The following is a 24,802-nucleotide window of genomic DNA, read 5'->3' on the forward strand; positions in this document are numbered from 1 at the left end:
CCGGCGGAACGAGCACTACCTACCTGGTAATTATTTCATGGCATAGGTTCATCCTACCTACGGCAGGCAGGCGCTTTCGCTCAGAGTGACTAAAGTCAGGCTTAGGTCACTCAGTCGTAAGTGTAAAACCCTTCGCCGGTTTTGTTGCCCAATTTGCCGGCATCCACCATTTTAACCAAGAGCGGGGCCGGGCGATATTTCGGGTCTTTGAAACCTTCATACAACACGTTCAATATATCAAGGCACACATCCAGGCCAATAAAATCTGCCAGTCTTAGCGGACCCATTGGGTGAGCCATTCCCAGCTTCATCACTTCGTCCACATGTTCAGCTGTTGCGACTCCCTCTCCTACGCAAAAGATGGCCTCATTGATCATGGGCATCAGAACGCGGTTACTTACAAAACCGGGAGCATCGTTAACAGGAACTGGTACTTTGTTCAATTTCTCTGAAGTAACTTTCACTACCTCATAGGTTTCATCATCGGTTTGGAGTCCGCGTACAATCTCGACCAGCTTCATCACCGGAACCGGATTAAAGAAATGCATCCCGATAAATTTTTCGGGGCGGGATGTTAAAGCCGCCAGCTTTGTGATGGAAATAGAGGACGTATTGGATCCCAGAATAGCATGATCAGGAGCAGCTTTGTCTACTTTTTCCCAGACGGTTTTCTTGATCTCAAAATTTTCGGGAACAGCCTCAACAACCAGGTCAACATCTTTTACACCTTTCTCCACATCCAGAAATACGGTGATTCCATCCAGTGTTGCGTTTTTCTTAGCCTCATCAATCTTTTCTTTCTTCACCATGCGATCCAAATTCTTCTCGATGGTCGCTACGGCTTTATCCGCAAATTCCTGTTGGGTCTCGATGAGATGTACGGAAATGTCATTCATCGCAAATACATGCGCAATTCCATTTCCCATTGTTCCGCCGCCAATTACAGCTACTTTCTTTACGTCCATTCTATCCGGTTATTTTCAGTTTTTAATTTTTATCAGATTAGGACTTTTGGAAGCGTTTTTCAAGGCGATGGAGTTCCTTTTTTAGAAAAAATTCAGTCCTGTAAAAAACCTTCATTAACCTGAGTTCGATATAAGAAATGAGCATAGCAGACGAACAAATAGCGATTGTGATCATTCCCGCGAAGACGGGACTAGATATAGCCATAGAATCAGTTATTGATGTCTGGAAAACAATTGGGTTTCGGGCATTCGCCGCGAAATGACCACTCAATATATAATAACGACTATCTTTATATTGAACTGTCGTTAGTTAACGCGAATTCGACAAAAAGTCTTTCTAGAGATCCATCAGACTGACTAGAAGCCATCAGGGCATAATCCAGATGCCAAAAATGACTCATTTTAACTTGACTTGAACTCATGTTTAGTTATGAGATTCAGAAAGGAAGGAAGGAAAACGAAAATTTGCTTTAAAAGTTAAACCGAAGATTAGCTGTTATCGCAGGCTGACCAAAAGTATCTACATAAGTAAAGCTAGCTTCAGGTACATTTTCTGCAAGATCTCGGGCATGAATAAAAGCACTGATACCGCTTACCATCCTGTTGGCTACCATAAGCGCTACTAAAGTGGGTAACTGACTGCGGTTACGTTCCACACGCTCTCTCGCATCCTGATACTGAAACCTTTGCGCTGTGCTTTCCCAACTCCATTGATTTGCAGGAGTATCCGGAATAACCTGATCCCAATTTCGTGTCCGGAGCTGTGCATCGTTGTAAGCAGAAAGGTTATCATAATTACCCACAGCGATAATATAATCTCTGGATTTACCGGAGAGATTGGTGCTAGCTTTCGCTTGAGCAAAGGTGTAGTAATCCTGCTCTAAATAATTCGCGCGGGCATTAAGCCCAAAATATGAAAGAACCAGTACTACTTCCCCCGCAAGGTGATACTTGCCCCGATTCCAGTTATCATTATCGGCGTAATAATGTCCCCATCCCGGAACTGCCAGAGATCGCAGAAAAGCTCCACGTGGCGATGGAAGGTCTTCTTTTTGCTGAGCCCTAATATCGGTTCCCGTAGAAAATAGTAGTGCAAAAAGAATAATGAATATAGAATATTCAACTTTGAATGTTGATCTGATCCGGAGCTCTAAAGTATTTGACTTCATTATTCTGTGTTCAACATTGATTATTCATTATTCTTTTTCCGTTCTCTGCCCCAATGTCGGAAAATCGAAATGCTAAATCCAGCCATCAGAATAAATGTTCCTGCCCATACCACAGATATAAACGGTTTCTCATCCGCCACAATAAGCACCCATTCCGGCTCATATTCTTCCTCAAGTCCGGTTACCGTTAGTTCAATATTGTTTTCCTGAGGGTTTATTTGGGTGAATTGAAATTCAAGATCAAAGTCTGGAACCCGGGCTGGCGGTGAATAGATGTAGCTTTGCCCGTCTTGGCTGTAAACAGCAAAAAGGGGTTCAAGAGTGATGACTCGATTGCTGGCAGGATGCATCAACTCAACCTGTGCTTTAACACCAATGGTCGTATTTGGCGGAAGTTCGGAAGTATCTGTTCTGGCATAGCTCACAAACCTGATTTTAAACTTGCCCACATCAATAGTCTGACCCGGGTTTAGTTTAATTTTTTGAACTTCAGGTGTATCTGTTCCAGAGGTATCTTGCAGGGATGCATTTTGCATCATCCGGCGATTTTCACTGGCCCGGTCGTTTTGTTCCTGTACATATGAACTACCACCTACATATAAATAAATATCACTTAGCAATCCTGTTCTCACATCCGGATCTACCGACCATTGGATATTCTCGGCAGTGGAAGTTGTCAGCATCGGATACACTTCCGGATTCATATAGAAAGTCTTGCCACCATCAACCGGCTCAAACTTAATTTTATAGGTTTGCTGTCCCCTGCGGATTGAATTGTCAAGTTCGTACCCTTCATAAGTCACAACATATCTGGAGTCTACTATAACCGGCTCATTCAGATTTAACAATAGCATTTCTTCTTTTTGGGTGACTTTAAAGCCTTGTTCATCCGTCACCTCTCCCCGTTCTACCGCGGTGTTATAGTTCGCTGTTTTCTGATCCACCAGATAGGAATTATATGCAGATGAAGCTAAAATTCCGACCAAAAGTAATCCAAAACCGATGTGTGTAAGTGAACCCCCAATGAGCTTAGGATTCTGCATTGTTAAACGCACCAGAACCCAGGCATTCCCTACCACAGCGAAGTACCCGCAAAAGAGATACACCATGTAGTAGATGTTCCGTACATCTCCAAGAATGATGGACAGGATAGTTACCGCACTCGTAACCAGTAAGGGACTAATCAGAGCTGATGCCAGAGATTCAGCGTCATATTTTTTCCAGAAAAGGTACTGTCCCAACACCGTAAAGATGGCCATTATCATAGCAATGGGCATACTCCAGTCGTTATAAAAACTTATTTCCGGGGGAGTGGGATTTTCTACAAATAATTTACCGATAATCGGAGAACTGGTTCCTAAAATAATAACCAGGCCAAGTATGAGAAGCAGCATCGCTCCGGTGACCGTCATAAATTCACGGCTCAGGAATTTAGCTTCTTTATCTGGTGAAGGAAGCTCCTTGTACCTCCAAAAGAAGAGCCCCAGACCTACTCCGGTTACTACTACCATAAAAGCCAGCAGCTGATTGTACAATCCTAAATCCACGAAACTGTGAACGGATGAACTTCCCAGAATTCCGGATCGAGTCAGAAAGGTTTCATAAACAATTGCTACGTAAGCAAGTATGGCAAACAGAATCGATGATTTTTGAGCCACTGAGCTCTTACGTTGAATAATCATAGTGTGAATGCCCGCCGTACCGATCAGCCATGGAACCAGGGATGCATTTTCAACCGGATCCCAAGCCCAATAACCTCCGAATGAAAGCGTGACGTATGCCCAATATCCCCCGAGAAAAATGGCGGTCAGTAAAGCTACATTTGCACTCAGTGTCCAAGGAAGTGCCGGCCCAATCCACTCATTATACTTTTGCTTCCACAGCGCGGCCATGGCAAAGCAGTACGGGATGGTCATCATCGCAAAACCCACAAATAATATAGGCGGATGAATCATCATCCAGGGGCTTTTTAGCAAATCATTTAAGCCGCTTCCATCCTGTGGAACAAAATCAGGATTAGTTTGCAGAAACGGAGCATTTGGCATTTCTTCAGCGATGGTTCGGAATGGTGAGGCTCCCAGTTTTAGCCCAAAAATATCCCATCCCAAAAGCATGGATAATAAGAATACCTGTGTAAGTGTCAGGAAGAAAAGCACCGGAGCCTTATATGGTTCCCTCGTCCACTTCATCAACCCAAAACCAAAGAAAGCGGAAATGAGAATCCAGAGCATGAAACTGCCTTCCTGCCCTCCATAAAAAGCTGACCAGAGATAACGCGGGGCTAAATCAAGACTGGTATAATTGAATACATAATAATATTGAAACTGATGCTGGAAAATCAGATAAACCAGGATTCCGGAAGCAACAACAAGAAAAGCTGCTTTTGTGGCAAACAGCCAGTTGCCCACTTTCAGGGTTCTGTTTTCATCCCGGTTTGCTGAAATGAAATAGAAGATCATGGCCGCCAGAGAAGTTACAAAAGAAGCGGAGATCAGGATTTTACCAATTGTTCCTAGCATAGAAGAGATTTAACCTTGTGCAGCTTCGCTGAATTGACTTGGGTCGGCATCGTTGTATTTAGAAGGACACTTCATCAGCATTTCGTTTGCATAAAAAGTATCACCCCTCATCTCACCGATAACCACCAATTGGTCGGCCTGTTCAAAATTATTGGGTTTGGGCTTGGAGTACACCACTTTTTTGGAAACACCGGATTCGTCTTTCATATAGAACACAAATCTCTTGGTTTCCAACGAAAATTCAGCTCCTTTTTCTTCATCCCAGGTACCCGGGATGTGAGCACTGCTCATTTCAGATGCACCTTCAAAAGTTGTGTAGGTACTAATACTTTCCCCAAAGTTGTACATCAACAGGGAGGTAAACCCAACAATGGCTACAATGCCTATAATCAGTTTTGGTTTCATGCGTCTTTTGATGATTGAATTTGTTCTTCCAGTTTACTCACTTTCTTATCTACCCGGAAAAGAAAAAACAGGAGTATAAACCAGATGATCAGGCTTACTCCCAACACTACATATATTAATTCGTTTGAAGACATAAATTGAATGAATGCACCGGCATCTTCTGCCCCGGGAGCTCCACTCCAATTGTCAGAGTAGGCTTGAGTCAGGGTATCAACGACGGCGAGTGAATCTTCTTGCATTAATTTTAAATCTTATTGCATTGAAATTTACGAATTCTCAATTTCGAATTGAACCTTTTTATATCTGTTAACTACATCGTAAATCCAAAAGCCTATAGCTATAAATCCGATGAATGCCGGGTATAAAATATAACGAAGTTCGTCGGCTGTAATCTCGCTAAAAGCAGGATTTCCATCTGCCCCGGGATGCAAGCTTGTTAATTGCCGCGGAACCACATACAATAAAAACGGTATGGTAGTAACTGCAAAAATATTATAAACAGCCGACAATTTTGCGCGCTTCTGTTCGTCATCAAAAGCGGATCTGAGTACAAAATAAGCTACATAAATCATCAGAGCGAGAGCGGCCAGATTCATTTTAGGTTCAGCGAACGTCCACCATGAGCCCCATGTAAATCGCGCCCAAAGTGAACCCGTCAATAATCCACAAACCCCAAATGCGACTCCCACCATCGCAGCTGATGAAGCTTTAATATCGAATTCCATAACCGGTTCATTCAGATATTTAATGCTGTACCAAAAGCTTATAAGGAACAGCACAAACATGGTCATCCACATAGGTACGTGGAAAAAAATATTACGTGCCGTCTGTTCGAGAATGGGAATGTCAGGGATTTCAATCAAAAAGCCAGCAATGATAACGAGCGTCATCCAGCCGGCAACTACGTATTTCCAGGGTTTCAATAGTATGCGAATTTTATTAACTATGGCTACGTTTGCAATGCAAAATATACGAATTTACCCACGATAATCTGAGTATATAATCTGTAAAATCTGTTATGAGTAACAACGAAAAATCCATCATTCTCACTCCCTCCTGGAAAGCTTTTTTCTGGCGGTATTTTTTTGGAGTAATTCTGACCCCGGTTTTAATTGGCATCTACCTGCTTTGGAAAACATGGAAAACACAGAAAGGCATTTCGTATAAAATCACTGACCGGAAAATTACGGTGGTAGATGGCCATATATCTCAGAATATTGATCTGGCAGATATCCGGCAGGCTGTTTCTGGGGAAAAGTCGTTTGGTGTTGGCTCTGTTGTCCTCAAAACAAGCGGCAGAAAGATTGAGCTTATCGGGCTGAAAAACCCGGAAGCGATCAGCAAATCAATAGAAAAAGCCGTTGAAGCTGAACTCAAAAGAATTGAAGCGGAAAAAGAAGCCAAACCAAGAGAATCGGAATACGACCCCGGTTCAATGGATCGGCTGGAATACTTGACTGGCCTTTGGCAACAGGGACTTATCGACGATCAGGATTTTAGGGCCGAAAAAGAGAAATTGTAGCTATCCCGAATTTTATCACAGCCTTTTACAAATATATCTCGTTTATTGTTCGCCTAATCTAAACATTATGGTTTTTCTATGAACACATCTTTATTAAAATCAGCTCTTTTAGTCGCTTTTCTGGTCGCTTTATTTTCTAATACGGCATTTGCTCAACAAGCTAATTTCGAGGCTGCAGAACGTTTCACCGGTGATAAAATGGAAAAACTAATTGGAAATACTTCGGTATGGGCCCAATGGATTGAAGACACCAACAACTTTTGGTATACCTACGAAAACGATAAAGGTAAAAACTGGTATTTCGTAAATGCTGAACGTCCGTCCCAGCGCCTTCTTTTTGACCAGGAAGAAATGGCGTCGCAACTTACAGAGATTTTTGAGCGTCCGTTCAATGCCAAAGACCTGGATCTGAAAGATTTTGAATATGACACAGATAAAGAGCGGTTTACTTTCCATGTGGACAGTATTCAATTCACTTATAATCTAAATGGAAACGACCTTATTAAAGGAGACTCGCTTGAAAAAGAAGAGCGCGAACGTTGGGCTACCTACTCTCCTGATAGTACATGGATTGCCTTTGCTAAAAATCACAATCTCTACATCATGCGTTCAGATGACGAAGACAGTACTGAGATTCAGCTTACCGATGATGGTGAACGATGGTTCAGTTACCAAGCTGATGAAGGCGACACTACCAGCGACAAACGCCTTCGAACCAATGCCGACTTTTTTGATGACGAAAGCAAACTATACATCACCAGAACAGATGACCGGAAAGTGAAAGAACTTTGGGTTATCGATGCTCTCGGAAAGCGTCCGGAACTTGAAACCTACAAATACTCCATGCCGGGCGATGAAGAGATAGGAATTCCACAGGTTGAAGTTTTTGATATCGCCAGCCGCAACCGTGTGATCATGGATACTGATAAATGGGAAGATCAGGAGCTCCGGGCTAACTATGGAAATCATCAAACCGGGGACTTTAAATCCACCCCTTCTGATAAACTGTATATCTACCGCGAAAACCGGACTTCAGACAAAGTAGATATCCTCATTGGTGATACTGAAACCGGTGAAACTGAAGTTCTTCTAAGTGAAACCAGCAAGCCTTATTTCAACTGGAGTTTCCAGGATCTGGCTATTATCAATGATGGAGAAGAATACATTTGGTGGAGCGAGCGTACCGGCTGGGGACAGTTATATCGTTATGATTCTGAAGGTAATCTCAAGAATCAAATCACATCCGGTAATTTTGTAGTGGGTGATATTGTTAAAATCGATACCGCGGCAAAAACCATTTATTTTGAAGGCTACGGCCGTGATGGAGATCATCCTTATTATGAACACCTGTACAGTGTTCGTTTTGATGGTTCGAACTTCAAACACCTCACTCCTGAAAATGCCGATCACAGTATTTCAGAATCTGACAAAGGCAATTACTTTGTAGACAATTATTCACGTGTCGATATGCCAACCAAGTCGGTACTTCGGGACCGGAATGGAAAAGTGATACTCACGCTTCAGGAGGTCGACATGGGTAAAGCTGAAGCTATTGGGTGGAAAGCACCGGAGGAATTTAGAATAAAGGCAGCAGATGGAGCTACCGACTTGTATGGTGTAATGTGGAAACCATTCGACTTCGACTCATCCAAGTCCTACCCTATTATTTCTTACGTGTATCCGGGGCCACAAACCGAGCCTTTCCCAACCAGCTTTTCGCTGCAGGGTTACACAGGCCGAAATCAGGCACTGGCACAGCTTGGCTTTGTGGTAGTGGCATTTGGTAACCGTGGCGGAAGTCCGGTTCGCTCCCGTTATTACCATACCTATGGATATGGAGATCTTCGTGATTATCCTTTGGCTGATAACAAGTATGGAATCGAACAACTGGCATCCCGTCATACTTTTATAGACCAAAACCGTGTTGGTATTTTCGGGCATTCCGGTGGTGGCTTCATGAGTACCGCAGCCCTGCTCACTTATCCTGATTTTTATGATGTTGCTGTTTCCTCTGCAGGAAATCACGACAACAATGTATATAACCACTGGTGGAGCGAAACACACAACGGGGTGAAAGAAAAGCGCAAAACCATAAAAGAAATGAACGAGGACAGCGTGGAAGTGGAAAAAGAAGAAATCACTTTTGACGGCCCGATTGAATCGAATGCAGACTTGGCAGGTAATCTGAAAGGGCATCTGTTACTTGTACACGGAAATATCGATAACAACGTACATCCCGCTAACACTCTTCGTCTGGCGGATGCGCTCATCAAGGCCGGCAAGCGATTTGACATGATGATTCTGCCCGGTCGCCGACATGGCTTCGGACCTTATCAACCCTACTTCGAACGCCAGAAATGGTATTATTTCTCTCAGCATTTATTGGGTGATTACCGGAGTAATGTAGATATGAATTTACCGGAAGACGAAGATTAGAATTTCGAGCAGTGAACACTGAATATTGAAGGCAGAAAAATTCAGAGCTTTGCCTTCGATGTTTCTTGTTCGGTATTCAACCGCCAGGCTTTTTCGTTGGGGGTTATGGTGAAGCTCCATAAGATTCCGGCAAGTGCCATCACTCCTCCGTAAACCATAATGAGGGGTTTTACGGTCATCAATCCACTCTCAAGAATTAGTGAAGCGATGATTACCGAAAACGAATTTCCTATTGTAAATAGCAGCCATTCAGTACTGAATATTCTTCCGCGAAAAGTATCCTGAGTTCGTTTTTGGAGAAGTACCGTACTGGAAACCCAGTTTGCCCCGGATGCAGAATGAGCCAATAATACGAACAATAGCATCAGCCCGATACTATTCACCATCCCGACCACTAAATACATCACTCCACAAAAAGTGATAGCAAGCCCCATCAGCAACACCCAGTCTTTTTCATCCCTGAAGATACGCCTGCCTATAATCGGTCCTATTCCTGTTCCAAATCCCCGTGCAGCATAAAGTAATCCAAGACCAATACTGCCCATCATCAGAACTTCCTCACTGACAATAATGAGCAGGTAAACAAGTCCGCCCAGAAACACCGTTGAGGTTCCTTTCGCCAGTGAAGGCCGAAGAATATGCCGGTTTCTCACCAGGTAGCTGAGGCCTTCTTTAATTCCTTTGAGTGGATTTCTTGTTCTATATAACTCCTCTTTCGACAGTCGTTTTTGAGGGATTACTGCCCGGTATACAAACCAGGCTGAAACAACGTAACTGACTCCATCAAGAATCAGCACATTGGTTGTTCCCAGCCACTCGGTTGCAAACCCACCAATAGCCATCCCGGTAGTAAAAATGATACTCCAGCTTGCCGTCGATATGATATTGGCGTTTGTAAGGTTTTCTTCTGAAGTGACATTGGGGATGGAGGAAGTCTTCGCCGGCTCAAATACAGCAGATAACATCATCTGAATGGCCGTCAGAACATAAGCAAGCCAAAGCGTTGCTGCTGAATCTACCAAAATGATTCCAATTACGGCTAGTCCCCTGAGAAGGTCACACCAAATCATGAGTTTTCTTCGGTTGAACCGATCGGCTATATACCCAGCAAATGGTGAGAAAAAGGCCAGGCTGAGCATTTTGACTACAATGATAAGCCCCAATAAAAACTCAGAATCAGAGTACCGGCCAATAATGGCATACAGGGCGAGCAGACCGAACCAATCCCCGAAATTCGATACCGACTGAGCTATCCAAAGCCGGCGAAAGTCTTTGTTATCCTTGATGAGATTGAGGTACGGGCGGAGGTTATTGGTCATAGCTTTCAGCTGACAGCAAGCAGATTTCAGCTTCAAAAATGGAATAATTAGAGATTAAGACTTGTGAAGATTCTTCGGGAGTACCCTCAGAATGACTCAATAGAATGTTGTTTTGTTTAACAATGAAGGTCAGCGTTCAAAATTCATTCCACGCCGGTGCTGCCAAACCCGCCTTCGCCACGATCCGTTTCATCAAGCTCATCCACTTCCAAAAGCGGGAGCTGAGTGACCGGGGCAATCACCATTTGTGCAATACGATCGCCGTGATTCACCACAAACTCTTCTTCCCCGTGGTTGATGGCAATTACTTTCACTTCTCCCCTGTAATCGGCATCAATGGTTCCGGGTGTATTCAGCATGGTGATGCCATTTCGAATGGCCAGACCGCTTCGGGGGCGGATTTGAGCCTCATACCCCTCAGGAAGGGCTATTTGCAATCCGGTTGGAATTAGCGTTCGCTCTCCGGGCTTAATAACAATCGGTGTTTCTACGGCTGCACGGACATCCATTCCTGCTGCAGCTACCGATTCATAATTTGGAAGCGGTAAGTCTTTCGCGTGATCCAGTTTCTTTATTAGTACCTGTTTCATAATTCTTCTCGTGAGTATTCAACCATTCTTACAATTACATTTCCCCATAAAACCTTAACCCTAGCTTCCAGCGGAACCCGAAGGTCATCATCCAGAAACCAGGCCCTGAAATCGCCGGAAAAACCAAAAGGTCCTTCAATATTTTCTGTTGTGCCATTCATTAGATATGCCTGAATAGGTCCGTCGAAGGGTGCGTAATTTCGTTCTTCTTTTTTAAATGAGTTGTCTGCATAGATATATCCCTTTTTCTTGGTTACATACACCGGAAGCGTATAATCTTCTTCACTCCCTGCAAACAAACGCGAAAAATAAAAAATCAGATGGCCGGATGTAGCCGGATCTTCCAAATCCAGGGTATCACGTGAATCATCTTCTTCTATATAGTAAACCTTATTGATGTCGCGGTCGAACCAATACTGAATTTCATCATACTTATTTTCGTCGATATTATCCTTCCAGTATTTCACCTCCACAGGCAGCCCGTCTTCATTTACATAAAACAGGCTGTGAAAGCGATCCAGTTCATCACCTACAAAAGGTATAGAAGGATTTGACACAATTTCGGTAAGAATGTGATTTAATTCTCTTCCCTCGTAGGTTGTGTCACTCAGCAATTCTACATTCACCCAGCCTAGTTTTAGAAAACCATATTTAACTTCATACCGGAACGTTTCCTTCACCGAAAAAAGCTCTTCCATGGTTGGCGGCGTGGAGCTGGTATCCGGAAAGTTATGCTGCGCTAAGGCAGGATATGACAGCATAAATAGTAATATGGAGAAGATAATTTTGATCATAATCTGGACGGGCTGACCAACGTATGGGGTGAGCCGATTATTTCTCCTCCGGTTCCTCTTCCGCTATAAAAGCTTCAAAAGACTCTTCATCATAGCCAACCAAAACCGACTCATCCTTGATTAATACCGGGCGTTTAATCATAACCTGATTTTCCAGCAGTTGTTCAAATAATTCATCGTCAGACAGATCCTGGTCGGCAAGGCCTAAGTCTCTCCATTTCCGGCCTCTTTTATTCACCAATACATCCAAACCCACCTTAAACTCCAGTTCTTTCAATTCATTGCGGGTCAGCGGCTCCTCTCTAACGTCGATGAACTCAAACTCTACCTCATGCTCTTTCATCCATTTTTTTGTGTCCCTGATTTTGTTGCAATTTTTTATACCTGCAATATGAAGCATCGTAGTATTATAGTGAATGTTTTGTATTTTCAGTGATGTAAAGATACGGTTTGTTTCCTGAAATTCGAACGTAATGAACGCTAAGTTCGTGCCATTTTATGACGAAGTTTTTTTCTTATACGGTTTTTTTGATGTCAATGCTCATGCTGGCAAGCTGTACCCGTAATGATGCCCAGCGAGAATTTGAAAAAGAAGCCTACTCCTTTCCCGCTAATTTCACCGAGACCACCAATCAGGGTGTTGTTCAGAATTTAGACGAAGATGACTGGCGAACTTCCCCTCTCTTCCAGGGGTTGATTGAAATTGTGCCTCCCTACCCTAATCCTGTTCTTACATCACAAAACATACAATTTGAAGTTAATGTTACCGGCATAAATTCTGTAACCGGGATTCAGGTTTGGACGGAACTTCCAAATGGCCGTCAACAGATTATATACGAAGATTTCGAAACGCTGCAACCCGGCCTGACTACTTTCCAGATTGACCCGATTCTGCTTTCGTGGGATAGCAACAACAGCCCGGAAGGCGCCCGTGGGTTGAACCGCGTTTATATTTTCAATGCCAACCAGCAGATGATTTCCTACGGCGACATTATGGTGGAGTGAGCCGGTTTTGATTTGCAAATAATCGAACTGCAACTAATAAAATTCAAACCCGATCCTCACTCTATTCTTCCTGTCCTTGCTTCCAACTCTCTATTTTTGCTTATTGTAGTTTAAGTACCAAGAATACTTTTTATTAATAAAATCGGGGAATAAGCATGAAGAACTGCTACTACATGAGCATTATAGTAAGTTGTCTTTTGTTGAGTGTCATAAATACTGTAGTTGCACAGAGAGTTTCCGAAGCCGAAGCTTCCCATGAAACAGAAATCAGTGACCTTAAATTATTAGACCCCGTTTTCAACATTAATATTGGATATGTTGAAGATCATACCAAGCCCGGTGGCGGAAGATATCTTTGTGGGGGAATGACAAATTCTGGTGCTAAAATAGCATCACGAGTTGTTAGGAATGCACTTTCACGGGTGCCGACTACCGCCAGAGCTAAAATCGACCTGAAGTATGTAATTCTATGCAGTCGGATTCTTGCTAATCAACAACCGATTGGAGGCATCCCCATCCCACCTCTTAAGCTTTTGATGATAGATACAAAGCGAAATAACGAGCATATCGTACTCCACGAGCTTTATCACCTGATAGAATTTCAATTCAATACCTACAATGATCCAGACTGGCAGCAGCAATTTGGTGCCTCGGGTTATGTGAATAGTTATCGCGGGCAATTAGAGAACTCACCCATGGGCAGTGGACGAGAAGGCTTTCTAAACAACTATTCCAAAACTTTTCCACATGAGGAACGTGCTGAGCTATTTGCATTTTTGATTCTCAACCCCCGTGGTGTAGCTGCTCAACTTAGAAGAGTTGACGACGAAATCGTAGAGCAAAAAATTGAATTTATGATTGAAAAGTGCCGCCGGCTTCTGGGACTAAATATCAGAATTTAGATCGCCCATTGCATCATAAAAAAGCTGGATTGATTGTTTATTTATTTTTTGTAAAAAAGTAATCCTCCGCCCCGCGTACCTGAAATAAACTCAGCTATTCCATCTCCATCTAAGTCTACAAAATGTGGGGCTGTAAGCTGAGCTGTTGCTACCTCAAAAGGCATTGGTTTTTGGGTGAATTCCGCCTCACTTGGAGTTCCGGTGTTTTCAAAGAATAGAATGCCTTCAATTTTACTTCCCAGGAATAAATCCAAATCGCCATCGCCGTCTATATCATAGAAAGCAGGGGCACTCCGGTGCTGTACTTCAACTCCAGAAAAAGCATCCTTCTCAAAACTAAACTCCGGATTTTCAGCAGTACCGGTGTTACGGAATAGCTGTAAGCCACCTCCTGATTCTCCCACCAGTAAATCCAAATCTCCATCGCCATCAATATCAGCAAGTGTGGGAACAGCATTACTACCTCTTTCAAGCCCTGCTATCTTTTCTTTTTTTAGTTCGAACCCATTTCCTGTATTTAAAAACAAAGAGATGTCCCCTTTCCAGTTCCCGATCAGCAGATCATCCAGCCCGTCACCGTTTAAATCACCTAAAACCGGTGCATAATGATAGGCAATGGGCAAATCCAATGTCCCGCTCATCTGAAATTCCGGAGCAGTAGCAGTTCCACGGTTTTCAAACCGGTAAATAACCGAGGTCTTTTGGTTTGCTGGATCAATTTTATTGGCAAGAAGCATATCCACATCTCCGTCTCCATCCAGATCGCCGGTGGCCGGAATGCTCTCATCTCCTACGTCAATCATATTGATAAACTGACGAGTCTTTAAATTAAAGTCTCCTTCATCCTGCTCATAGAAATACAGGTTATCGCTCAGGGTTAGGTTTGCGTTGTAGGCTCCACCAAGCACGCCCAGGAATAGATCCATATCCCCGTCATTTTCCCAGTCCGCTAATGTAGGAGCATTATACCCACTGGTTTGAACCGGATTTGATGGTGGAAAGGGTTTGGGTTCGCCCCGGAAATCAGGAGTTTCACACGAACCGGTATTTTCAATTAGCAGAATGCTTGGCTCGAAAAAATCACCCCAGAACAGATCCTGATCGCCATCGGAATCAATGTCCATAAAGGCCATGGTGTTGGCACCATGCATGGTTCCAAACTGCTTTACAATCTCAATGTCTTCAAACCGTTTGGTAACTAATTTAAACTGCGGAATCTGGTTTTCATCTCTGCCAACCGATTCATACCGAGCTAAGGTACCATCCAGACTTCCGATAAAAAGATCCAGCCTGTTGTCGCAGTCGATATCTGTGACATTTGGGATATTCTGCCGATCAGAAAAAATGGGTTCGCCGTTTACATCCTTCAGTGAATCAGCAGCGAGTACAAATCGGGGAGATTCAGCCGTTCCTTCATTTCGGTAATAGCGAATGTAACTGTACGGTTGTTCGGATAGTAAATCGAAGTCTCCATCCTGGTCCATATCTACAAAGCGAAACCATTCCCCTATATCCAAATTCTGAAATTTATCGGATCGCCACATTAATGGACTTTCGGTATCACTTCCCAGATGTTCAAAAAACATGAGTTCGTCTGTATGCTCCTGCACAAAAAAATCAGGATCGCCATCGTCGTCTATATCAGTAAACTGAGGTCTTGGAGCATTAAATCCTCCAGTAAAAGGATGAGGTACCTGGGTTCCATCTTCAGCATAAACAGCAAATGGGTTGATCTGTCGCTGGTAGTTATTAGAATCCGAACTGCTTTTTTCAGGTGTCTGTGATGATTTGCATCCTGATATCGACACCAGCAGAGAGAGGATTATCAAGACCAGAAAATTGTAACGCATAGTTTTCATTGACTTCCTTTCAAAAAGTTTTTGCAAATGATTTTACCAATTACTGGTTCCTATACCGGTTGGGTAGCGACCTGTTTCTATAACTTTCTCAATTTCGAGCGTTTCTGTATTAATGATAACCACGGTTCCGGGTAATTCCTCTTCAGCAGACAATCCTTTAGGGTTATAGGTTTTGTCTCTGTTGTTGTTTGTTACATATAAATATTTACCATCAGCGGAAAGCGCTGCTCCATGAGGCTGGGCTAATCCGTTTCCTTCAATCACCTTTTCTACCTTTTTGTTTTCCATATCTACAACAGTTACGGTATGAGCCCCTTTATTCCCAAAATAGACCCGTTTACCGTCTGGAGAATATACAGGATGCCAAGGTTGTGCATTGACAGAAATGGTATCCGTTACCTGTGGCGTTAATGGATTGGATAAATCAAAAACCAAAAGCTTCCCCGAAACCTGACCGGTTCCTACCATGGTTTGTCCATCCGGTGAAATAGCAAAGTTCACAAATACATGCGAATTTCCATCCAATATTGTGAGTTCTGTTTCTTCCGTTTCGTTGTTCCTTGCTAAAATCTGATTCGCTGACAGGCTGGCGATATAGGTCCATTTTCCATCCGGAGTTGTGGCTATAGCATGCGGTCGGGTAAAAAATAAGTCCACTTCCCTATCTACCTTCATCCCCGATCGGTTTACTACTCCAAAACTCTGCGGCGGGTTTACGGCACTCATCGACCGGCCCACAAAAAGCAACTCCTGCGTAGGATGCATTGCCATCAGTCCCGGAACTTCCATTTCAGCTTGTTCAACCAGTTCATTATCTCTGTTAAACTTCAGCACCTTGTTCTCCCCAATTAACGTTACATACCAGTGTGATCCATCAGCATCAGTAATGGCGTGGTGGGGTTTTGCATTTTTTGAAAACCCAAGTTTTTGCAGATCAATAGTCTCGACAATGGAATTTGACTCCGCATCCAATACAGAAAGTGTAGCTTCTCCCTGATTACAGATATATATACGCTGTCCATTAGTATCCGATTGGGCAAACGTATTCATCCCGGAAAAGGAAAAAATAACAAACAGACTTATAACGAATAAAGATCGCAAAATGGATTTCATACGAACGTTCATGAGGTTTTAAGTTTGGTTATAAAAGAAAAGGCAACTTCATGTTGATCTCTGGTGAGAATACATAAAGTTGCCTGATCAAATTTATTGTTTTCTACTGGTTGATCGCTTGCTGGTTTGTTTCCAGGATAAACAGTCCTTCACGTCCACTGGTCATAACCACAACCCCACTCTTGAAGTAAGGGTAATTACTCCATGTACCTGAAAAGCCAGGAGCATCTGTGGTGAATGGATGGGTATCAAAGTGACCCACTTTCTGTGGATTTGCCGGATCGGTTACATCAATCACCTGCAAGCCACTCACATAATTCGACTGATACATCATATTGTCTTTGATGTACAGGTTGTGATCGGAAGAAGCATTTTCAATGAAATACTCTCTCACAAATTGCGGATCATCCAGATCAGTAACATCCCAAACGATAGTACGGGTCTGATCAACTTTACCCATCAATTCATCCAGCTCATCGTTCTGGAAGAAATAGCGGTGATCTTCGGTCAACCAACCTTGGTGAACGTATCCGTAATCCGGATAAGAAGCCGTGGATAATGCTTTAGGATTTTCTTTGTCGGTTACATCTGCTATACTGATGGCTGTTTCATTGGATCCGATACAGATTTCACTTCCCTTATGTTCTTCGTCAGGGCCATCATAAATGACACATTGTGCATCGTGAGAATATCCGGTTCCACTTCGTCCTGTAGAAGGATCTGCAAAACACCCTGCAAAAGTTGGATTAGCCGGATCCTGAATATTCACCATGTGAAGTCCGCCACCACAGGTTTGTCCACCACCGCTGCTGCCAACAATAAAGGCAAAACCTGATTCTTCATTAATTACTACGTTATGTGCACTGTGAATTTTATCGTAATGGTTGGTTTCTTTGAGTTGTAATGGTTCACCCGCAAATTTACGAAGCTGAGTCATATCGAGAACCTGCATTCCGTGTTCTCCGGCCCCGTCTGCCACAATGTAGACATGGTTTTTATACACTTTCATATCTCTCCAGACATTGGCGCGTGAACCTTCAGTCATAGGCAGGTTTGCTACATAAATAGGATTTGAAGGATCGCTGATATCAACAAATGAAGTACCTTCGTTCCGGCCTACAATTGCGTATTCTTTCTCGGTTACCGGATCAGTCCAGCCCCACATATCATTCAGACGAACTCCGCGCTCGCCGCCAATAGCACTGATCGGCATGAAGGAAATCAGGTCAACATTGCTACAGCCAAAACGATCAGCTTTGCCGTCACTGCAATCAATACGCCCATTGGTGATTGACTTAAGTACAGAACCGCCTTTCCCAATTACAAGATTCTGAGTAGTCCATTTTCCATCTTTATCCTTTTCAAGGATAGCTGCTGAACCAGCTCCGTAATCGGCTCCAATTAATCCGGCAACGGCTACATTGCCATCAACATCAAGAGTTCCTGAGAAGTAGTCACCTTCCTCCTGCTCGGCCATCGCCATCTTGGAAGCTCCGTTCCACATTCCGTTTTCATCCATATGGAACTGATAAATGGTTCCTTTGCCGTTATTTGCATTCGGAGCTCCAATCCATACGCCTGATTCTACAAAAGTAATAGAGCTACCAAACATGTATCCTGATTGTCCGTCAAAGGCTGCCAGACGGCCACTTTCATTCCAGGAACCCTCTTCATTTCTGTATACAAACACAGTTCCTGATGCGCCCGCATTTCTTGGAGCACCTACTAAAATTTGATCTCCATGAATACCCAGCGAATTGCCAAACTGACTTCTTTGCGTAGTTTGATTGCTGCTGAGTGTACCAGTATGATTCCATGTTCCGGAACCATTATTAAATACATGAACGGTACCACCTTCTCGCTGAGGAGCGCCTACCACTAAATTCATTCCATCTGTAGCAAGGCTTGAACCGAAGTTTGAACCAGCTGTATCAGGATTCATGATACTTGTGATTTCCATCCACTGGCCGCTGTTGGCTCTGCGATATACAAATACCGCGCCCAGTCCATCGTCATGGCCGGGAGCACCTACAAAAGCGTGATCGCCACGAAGCACTACGCTGGATCCCAATGCACTTTCAACGGAATCGACCGGCAACATTAATTGAGCTGTCTGTGTCCAACTGCCAGAGTTTGATTGCTCAAATACATAGGCAGCGCCCTGTTCATTATTTACTTCCGGAGCACCAATAAGAATATATTTTCCATCTGCGGAAACGGCAGAACCGAAGTTATCACCAATGGCTCCATTGTCGGCCATAAGCATTGTTTCCTGGGTCCACTCTTCACCAGACTTGGTAAATACATAGACAGCACCGGGTTGGTGGTCGTTGGAAGGTTCTCCAATAAATACAAAACCATTTGAAATGGAGACCGCCTGAGCAAATCCACGCATAGCTTCGGATTCACCATCAGGGGTAGTTTGAGCCTGAACCAGACAAAAGGCAGGCACTAATAATAGTAGTGTTAATAGGAACGAAAATCGCTTCATGGAATCTTTGATTTGTTAATACTCAGATAAAAAACTTAAGGAAGCTGAATATAGTGCCTGAGTTTCAAAAATCCAGAAAATGAAGGAAGGAGATACATTTTTTAAAAAACTCCTTCCACACTTCGCCCTGTCTAGTCTTCCGTACTTTTAAGTAACGCCCAGGCTGTAGCTCCTATCAGGGCTGCTGTGCCTCCCAAGATAAGAGCGAGGTTTACATCACTTTGAATCCGTTCTGCTTTTGACAAATAATCGGAACCTATTCCCTTTTTGGCGATAATGCCTTCCAATTCTTTTACTCTGTTTTGTAATTCTTTCTTCGTTTTGTTCTTCAAACTCATAACGTCACTCTTTTTGTTGATTGATTTTCTAACTTCTTTATCTATTAAACATAGCAGATGTGGCTTTTGTTTCATCTTTTCAGCTACAGATAAAATAGTGGCCCAGCTATACACCAAAAAAACAGATCCGGTTGAGCTGATGTATTATTTGAAAAATCCAATCCTGAAACTTTCCTTAACAAATAAGCATTTCAATTCGCTAGCAGAGATGCTATATTCCCAACCCCAAATTTGAACCTCAAAAAAGACAAAATGAGCGTATTAGTTGGAAATGATACCCGCCTGATTGTACAGGGATTTACCGGAAGCGAGGGTAGCTTCCATGCCGGACAAATGATTGAATACGGCACCAACGTTGTTGGTGGTGTAACTCCCGGAAAAGGTGGACAAACCCATTTAGACCGACCTGTTTTTAATACTGTGGCAGAAGCTGTTGATGAAGTTAATGCCAACACCTCTGTAATTTTTGTACCTCCAGCTTTTGCCGGTGATGCAATCACTGAAGCCGCTTTTGCGGGAATCAAGGTTATTATCTGTATCACAGAGGGTATTCCTGTGAAAGATATGATTGTGGCTAAGCAAATTGTAAACAGCCATGGCGCTACTTTGATTGGACCTAACTGTCCGGGAGTAATTACTCCGGGCGAAGCCAAAGTTGGAATTATGCCAGGCAGCATTTTCACTCCGGGTAAAGTGGGTTTGATCTCCCGATCCGGAACGCTCACTTATGAAGCTGTAGACCAGCTAACTAAAGAAGGACTTGGACAAAGTACAGCCATTGGCATTGGCGGTGACCCTGTTATCGGAACCACCCACCTTGATGCTGTTAAAATGCTGAACGATGATCCTGATACCGACTCCATCGTTTTGATTGGTGAAATTGGCGGTACTGCAGAAGAAGAAGCTGCGGAGTGGATCAAAGATAACTGCAAAAAGCCAGTTGTAGCCTTTATTGCAGGGTCAACTGCACCTCCCGGACGCCGGATGGGTCATGCCGGAGCTATCATTTCTGGTGGTAAAGGAACCGCTCAGGAGAAAAAGAAAGCCCTTGCTGAAGCTGGAATTACGGTTGTAGAAAGTCCGGCTGAAATTGGCATCACTCTCAAAAAGATGCTTGAAACAGCATAAGCAATATTATCTTTTCTGATTCTGGTTAAGCCTCCTCCCTTTGGGTGGGGGCTTTTTTATTTCAAAAGTTCTCTCTTTCCATTAACCTTTAATGTCGATACTTTATCCAAAACCAATAGACTTTATACCTGCATATGAAACTTTTCTCTTTAATTTCAGCTATCTCTGTTTTTGTAACCCTTCTAACCATTCAGGCTACCCAGGTTGATAAACCTGAAATGATTTCAAAAAAAGAATGGGGCGGTAAAGAGAAAACGGGAGAAATCCCCACTCATGAAATCGAATATATTACGATTCATCATGGCGGAGTTGAATTCCCGGAGGATAAAGACCCTAAAGAGTATATGCGCAATCTCCAGAAATTCAGTCAGGATGATAAAAACTGGATTGATATCCCCTACCATTTTTGTATCGACCTCGATGGAAAGATTTATCAGGCGCGGCCACTTGAGTACCCCGGAGATACGAACACAGAATACGACCCCGCCGGGCATGCTTTAATCAATGTGATGGGTAATTATGAAGTTCAGAAAATTAAACCCGAACAGATTGAAGCTATCATTCATTTAAGTGCGTGGCTGGCTCAGGAATATGAAGTACCGACAGATTCTATTGCAACCCATAAAGATCATTCTGACCAAACCGTATGCCCCGGTAAAGACCTTTATAAGTACTTTGAGGATGGGACAATAATCTCTGGTATTAAAGAGCTTCTCAGTAAATAATTTCTTCTGGAAAGCACGGGCTTCTAGTCTCAGACACCCATGTCGTATAAATGACGTGTACTTGTCGTACTTTTATTTCAGTCTGCTAATTATGTTTTGCGTGAATGCTAACGCAACCATCATTCTATGAAAACGGAGTTATCCAGCCAAATTAAAAACATTCGAACTCAAAGGGGGTTTTCACAGGAGTTGCTTGCCGAAAAAACGCAACTCAGCCTCCGTACTATTCAACGGGTTGAAAACGCCGAGACTGAACCCAGGGGTGATACCTTACTTAGAATTGCAGAAGCGTTACAAGTTACTCCTGATGAACTGCTGGAATGGAATCAAACTGAAGATCTCTCCACTCTTGTAATCCTGAATCTATCAGCCCTCGGGTTTTTATTTACACCCATTCTTGGGGTAATTCTGCCTCTTATCATTTGGATATCGAGAAAAGACCGAGTAAAAAAAGCAGATCTAATTGGACGGAAAGTGATCAATTCTCAGATCACCTTTACGGCTTTTATTTATTCTTTGGAAGGCATTCTGTTTCTGCTTCCTTTACTTGGACCGGATATAGAAATTTGGCTTCAGGAATTATTCGATTACTTTAGCGTCCCTTCTTTCTTATTCCAAACGATACTGTTTGGAATACCCTATGTGTATAATCTTGGGAATATTATTCTAAACACATTCAGATTAAGAGCCGGGGATGAGGTGAATTACTTTCCATCCGTAAAACTTCTTAGGTAAATCAAATAATAGTACCGTCCGGAATCACCGTGTTTTTCTTCACGATTACAATGCCATCACGTACATAGTGATATTTGTGGTCGCCATCTTCGAGGTGACTCCCTCCTACAATCCGCACATCATTTCCGATACATACATTTTTATCGATAATGCAATTGCTAATATAGCAGCGTTGACCTATTCCCATAGCGGGTTCATCGGATTTTGCATTTTCGATAACCGAACGATCCTGGAAGTAATCATTACCCATAATAATAGAATATTCCACGGTGCTTCCCTTCCCGATACGCGACCGGATTCCAACCACCGACCGAACAATACGGCTGGCTTCGATAATACAGCCTTCAGCCATCAATGCGTGTTCGAGGGTAGTTCCCATTAATTTTGAAGCGGGCAGTAACCGGGCGCGGGTATAAATGAAATTCTCATTGTCGTACAGGTTAAAATCCGGGACGGTATCCGCCAAAGCCAGATTTGCCTCAAAAAACGACTGAATGGTTCCAATATCGGTCCAGTAGCCGCCAAATTCATAGCTGCATACTTTCTTACCGCCTTCCACACATTTGGGAATAAGCTCCTTCCCGAAGTCGGTAGCATCCGGATTATCATCAAAAAGCTTTTTCAGCATTTCGCGGTTAAAGATGTAAATACCCATCGATGCCAGGTAATCCTTGCCCTGCTCTTTATACCTTTCAGGGACTTCTGACTTCCATTTTTCCAGCTCATCCGCAGAGGGTTTTTCAATGAAATCTTCGATAATGCTATCCGCATTGGTTTTCATGATTCCAAAGCCGGTGGCATCGTCAGCATTAACAGGAATAGTAGCTACCGTAAGGTCGGCATTATTGTCCTTATGGCGTTGAAGCATTTTGCCATAGTCCATTTGATACAGCTGGTCTCCGGAAAGAATCAAAACATGATCGTGCTCGTGATTTTCCATATGGTGAACCGATTGGCGAACGGCATCAGCTGTTCCCTGAAACCAGTCGGTACTGTCGGGAGTTTGCTCAGCTGCCAGTATATCCACAAAACCACTACTAAAGACATCAAAGTTATAGGTGTTCTTGATATGCCGGTTCAGCGATGCCGAATTAAACTGCGTAAGCACATAAATTCTGCGGATATCTGAATTCAAACAATTGGAAATGGGAATATCAACCAGACGATATTTACCGCCAACCGGAACGGCTGGCTTGGAGCGGTGATCGGTTAAAGGGAAAAGCCGGGTTCCCCTGCCCCCACCTAAAATAACTGCAATAACTGATGACCTTTTCATATGTATATAATCTATTTTGGTGTTAATGCTTTGTACATTTTAATGTATTCCTGAGCCGAACGCTTCCATGAAAAATCCAGCTTCATGATTCGACTTAGCACATCCGAATGTTGGGCAGAATCGACATACAATGAAACAGCCCGGTCTATAGCTTGCGAAGCAGCTTCCAGGCTAAATTCGTCGAACGTAATCCCATATCCATCCTTCTCCGAAATATCCACAACCGTATCCTTTAAACCACCAACGGAACGAACGATAGGAACCGTTCCATAACGCATGGCAAACATTTGATTTAGCCCGCAAGGCTCTACCCGTGATGGCATCAAAATAAAGTCGGAACCTGCATACATCTGATGCGCCAGTTTCTCATTGTACTCCAGCGTTGCATCAAAGTATCCCATATGATCACTTTCCATCCGGGCAAAAATCTGATGTAACTGAGGGTCTCCGGTTCCTAATAAAACAAAATTAACTTCCTGATCTGAATACATGACCTGTTTAAATAAATCGGGCAACAAATCGGCTCCCTTTTCACGAACCAGCCTTCCTATAAATGAAATAGTCGGCAACTCGGGATTCAAATCAAATTCCTTACACAAATATTTTTTGTTTTCTGCTTTCCCCTTCTTCCTGCTTCTGTAGCTGAAGTTATGTTCAATCAGCTCGTCGGTATTCGGATCCCAAACCTCGGTGTCAATCCCATTTACAATCCCCATAGATTTTTTCCGCTCCTGTTTGAATAGCAACTCCAGTCCACTGCTTTCTTCCGCGAGCTCAATCATATAATTATCGGAAACGGTAGTGATTTTCCATGCAGTTTTTAAGCCGGCAGCCAATGAATTCAGCCTTCCGTTCCAATCTAACAATCCAAGATTATTAATATTGAAAGCCGGTAATAACTTAAAGTTATCCAGGTCGTGTTCACCATGATATTCTGCATTATGAACGGTTAGCACCGTCGGAATTTCAGACATCTCACGATAACGGTTACACTGAGCCAGCATAAAGGGAACCAATCCGGTATGATGGTCGTGACAGTGAATTACTTCCGGTTTTTGCTTCCTTGATTTAATCCATTCAAGAGCGGCAATCTGAAAACTCACGAATCGCTCCAGCTCGTCCCAATAGCCATGCCCCGACCAGGGGTCGATATAAATTCCGGGGCGGTCAAACCTTCCAGGGATGTCGATCACATAAAAAGGAAAGCCCAGTTTATCATCAGTCATTTTCTGAACCGAAAACTTCACCTGCTCCGAGGCCATCGAAAAAGCCCCTTCAAAAACCTCCTCATATTCCTGCGAACCAATCCAGTGATTATCGTACTTCGGAATTACGACTTCACATTCATGTCCCAACTGGTTAAGGTATTTGGGCAGTGAACCCACTACATCGGCTAACCCACCCGCTTTGGCTGCGGGATAACATTCAGCACTTAAATGAATAATGCGCATCTGATTTGAAACCTGTGTCCTTACAATTCGTTATCATTTCTTAATATGGGAAATAAGAAA

General features: G+C 43.2%; 23 protein-coding genes. 7 read left to right on the plus strand and 16 right to left on the minus strand.

All coding sequences use genetic code 11. The features are described 5' to 3' along the window. Positions 1 to 110 precede the first annotated feature (110 nt). The 6 genes from RIB15_RS00265 to ccsA all read right to left on the minus strand — a co-directional run bounded on the left by RIB15_RS00265 (position 111) and on the right by ccsA (position 6,035). Entirely contained in the window at positions 111 to 965 is an 855-nt protein-coding gene (locus RIB15_RS00265) for a 3-hydroxybutyryl-CoA dehydrogenase (protein WP_350200136.1), read from the minus strand. Between the two features lie 470 nt (positions 966 to 1,435). Next, positions 1,436 to 2,134, minus strand: a complete 699-nt coding sequence (locus RIB15_RS00270; protein ID WP_350200137.1) for a hypothetical protein — start codon at positions 2,132 to 2,134, stop codon at positions 1,436 to 1,438. Between the two features lie 20 nt (positions 2,135 to 2,154). Next, positions 2,155 to 4,653: a heme lyase CcmF/NrfE family subunit gene (locus tag RIB15_RS00275; protein ID WP_350200138.1), complete on the minus strand. Its 2,499-nt coding sequence runs from the start codon at positions 4,651 to 4,653 to the stop codon at positions 2,155 to 2,157. Positions 4,654 to 4,662: 9 nt separating this feature from the next. Then, positions 4,663 to 5,058, minus strand: a complete 396-nt coding sequence (locus RIB15_RS00280; protein ID WP_350200139.1) for a cytochrome c maturation protein CcmE domain-containing protein — start codon at positions 5,056 to 5,058, stop codon at positions 4,663 to 4,665. Continuing rightward, the gene (locus tag RIB15_RS00285) at positions 5,055 to 5,297 is read right to left on the minus strand and encodes a CcmD family protein (protein ID WP_350200140.1); all 243 of its coding nucleotides are present in this window, start codon (positions 5,295 to 5,297) and stop codon (positions 5,055 to 5,057) included. Before RIB15_RS00285 ends, RIB15_RS00280 begins: the two co-directional genes overlap by 4 nt. A 27-nt stretch (positions 5,298 to 5,324) precedes the next feature. Then, positions 5,325 to 6,035, minus strand: a complete 711-nt coding sequence (gene ccsA / locus RIB15_RS00290) for a cytochrome c biogenesis protein CcsA (protein ID WP_502881330.1) — start codon at positions 6,033 to 6,035, stop codon at positions 5,325 to 5,327. 41 nt (positions 6,036 to 6,076) lie between these two features. Between ccsA and RIB15_RS00295 the strand changes: the two genes are divergently transcribed. Both RIB15_RS00295 and RIB15_RS00300 read left to right on the plus strand, forming a co-directional pair. Continuing rightward, complete coding sequence (locus RIB15_RS00295) at positions 6,077 to 6,580, plus strand: PH domain-containing protein (RefSeq protein ID WP_350200142.1); 504 nt, start codon at positions 6,077 to 6,079, stop codon at positions 6,578 to 6,580. Positions 6,581 to 6,658: 78 nt separating this feature from the next. Beyond that, on the plus strand, positions 6,659 to 9,016 hold the full coding sequence (locus RIB15_RS00300; protein ID WP_350200143.1) for a S9 family peptidase: 2,358 nt from the start codon (positions 6,659 to 6,661) through the stop codon (positions 9,014 to 9,016). Positions 9,017 to 9,057: 41 nt separating this feature from the next. On the opposite strand, the gene RIB15_RS00305 is transcribed toward RIB15_RS00300, so the two are convergent. From RIB15_RS00305 to RIB15_RS00320, 4 genes are all read right to left on the minus strand, one after another. Then, complete coding sequence (locus RIB15_RS00305) at positions 9,058 to 10,335, minus strand: MFS transporter (protein WP_350200144.1); 1,278 nt, start codon at positions 10,333 to 10,335, stop codon at positions 9,058 to 9,060. Between the two features lie 143 nt (positions 10,336 to 10,478). Further along, positions 10,479 to 10,925: a dUTP diphosphatase gene (dut, locus tag RIB15_RS00310; protein ID WP_350200145.1), complete on the minus strand. Its 447-nt coding sequence runs from the start codon at positions 10,923 to 10,925 to the stop codon at positions 10,479 to 10,481. Next, positions 10,922 to 11,719, minus strand: coding sequence for a DUF3108 domain-containing protein (locus RIB15_RS00315; protein ID WP_350200146.1), 798 nt, complete (start codon positions 11,717 to 11,719; stop codon positions 10,922 to 10,924). The genes dut and RIB15_RS00315 overlap by 4 nt, the downstream gene beginning before the upstream one ends. 37 nt (positions 11,720 to 11,756) lie before the next feature. Further along, a complete protein-coding gene (locus RIB15_RS00320; RefSeq protein ID WP_350200147.1) occupies positions 11,757 to 12,119 on the minus strand; it encodes an arsenate reductase family protein in 363 nt (120 codons plus the stop codon). Positions 12,120 to 12,250: 131 nt separating this feature from the next. Between RIB15_RS00320 and RIB15_RS00325 the strand changes: the two genes are divergently transcribed. Next, positions 12,251 to 12,724, plus strand: a complete 474-nt coding sequence (locus tag RIB15_RS00325) for a hypothetical protein (protein ID WP_350200148.1) — start codon at positions 12,251 to 12,253, stop codon at positions 12,722 to 12,724. A 155-nt stretch (positions 12,725 to 12,879) separates the two neighbouring features. After that, positions 12,880 to 13,626, plus strand: a complete 747-nt coding sequence (locus RIB15_RS00330) for a hypothetical protein (RefSeq protein WP_350200149.1) — start codon at positions 12,880 to 12,882, stop codon at positions 13,624 to 13,626. Between the two features lie 41 nt (positions 13,627 to 13,667). Here RIB15_RS00330 and RIB15_RS00335 read toward each other — a convergent pair whose 3' ends face one another. From RIB15_RS00335 to RIB15_RS00350, 4 genes are all read right to left on the minus strand, one after another. Then, entirely contained in the window at positions 13,668 to 15,485 is a 1,818-nt protein-coding gene (locus RIB15_RS00335; protein WP_350200150.1) for an FG-GAP and VCBS repeat-containing protein, read from the minus strand. A 33-nt stretch (positions 15,486 to 15,518) separates the two neighbouring features. Next, the gene (locus RIB15_RS00340; protein ID WP_350200151.1) at positions 15,519 to 16,598 is read right to left on the minus strand and encodes a YncE family protein; all 1,080 of its coding nucleotides are present in this window, start codon (positions 16,596 to 16,598) and stop codon (positions 15,519 to 15,521) included. Positions 16,599 to 16,701: 103 nt separating this feature from the next. Next, positions 16,702 to 19,089, minus strand: coding sequence for a choice-of-anchor B family protein (locus RIB15_RS00345; protein WP_350200152.1), 2,388 nt, complete (start codon positions 19,087 to 19,089; stop codon positions 16,702 to 16,704). A gap of 131 nt (positions 19,090 to 19,220) precedes the next feature. Beyond that, positions 19,221 to 19,427, minus strand: coding sequence for a hypothetical protein (locus RIB15_RS00350; protein ID WP_350200153.1), 207 nt, complete (start codon positions 19,425 to 19,427; stop codon positions 19,221 to 19,223). 252 nt (positions 19,428 to 19,679) lie between these two features. Between RIB15_RS00350 and sucD the strand changes: the two genes are divergently transcribed. The 3 genes from sucD to RIB15_RS00365 all read left to right on the plus strand — a co-directional run bounded on the left by sucD (position 19,680) and on the right by RIB15_RS00365 (position 22,015). Further along, on the plus strand, positions 19,680 to 20,555 hold the full coding sequence (sucD, locus tag RIB15_RS00355; protein WP_350200154.1) for a succinate--CoA ligase subunit alpha: 876 nt from the start codon (positions 19,680 to 19,682) through the stop codon (positions 20,553 to 20,555). Between the two features lie 134 nt (positions 20,556 to 20,689). Further along, positions 20,690 to 21,280, plus strand: a complete 591-nt coding sequence (locus RIB15_RS00360; protein WP_350200155.1) for a peptidoglycan recognition protein family protein — start codon at positions 20,690 to 20,692, stop codon at positions 21,278 to 21,280. A 126-nt stretch (positions 21,281 to 21,406) separates the two neighbouring features. Then, positions 21,407 to 22,015 (plus strand): helix-turn-helix domain-containing protein, encoded by a 609-nt coding sequence (locus RIB15_RS00365; protein WP_350200156.1) that lies wholly within the window; start codon positions 21,407 to 21,409, stop codon positions 22,013 to 22,015. A 1-nt stretch (position 22,016) separates the two neighbouring features. Here the strand turns inward: RIB15_RS00365 and RIB15_RS00370 are convergent, their stop codons facing one another. Both RIB15_RS00370 and RIB15_RS00375 read right to left on the minus strand, forming a co-directional pair. Then, on the minus strand, positions 22,017 to 23,291 hold the full coding sequence (locus RIB15_RS00370) for a glucose-1-phosphate adenylyltransferase (RefSeq protein ID WP_350200157.1): 1,275 nt from the start codon (positions 23,289 to 23,291) through the stop codon (positions 22,017 to 22,019). 11 nt (positions 23,292 to 23,302) lie between these two features. Further along, complete coding sequence (locus RIB15_RS00375) at positions 23,303 to 24,742, minus strand: glycogen synthase (protein ID WP_350200158.1); 1,440 nt, start codon at positions 24,740 to 24,742, stop codon at positions 23,303 to 23,305. Positions 24,743 to 24,802: the final 60 nt, after the last annotated feature.

The sequence above is a fragment of the Gracilimonas sp. genome (genome assembly GCF_040218225.1).
Classification (GTDB): Bacteria; Bacteroidota; Rhodothermia; order Balneolales; family Balneolaceae; genus Gracilimonas.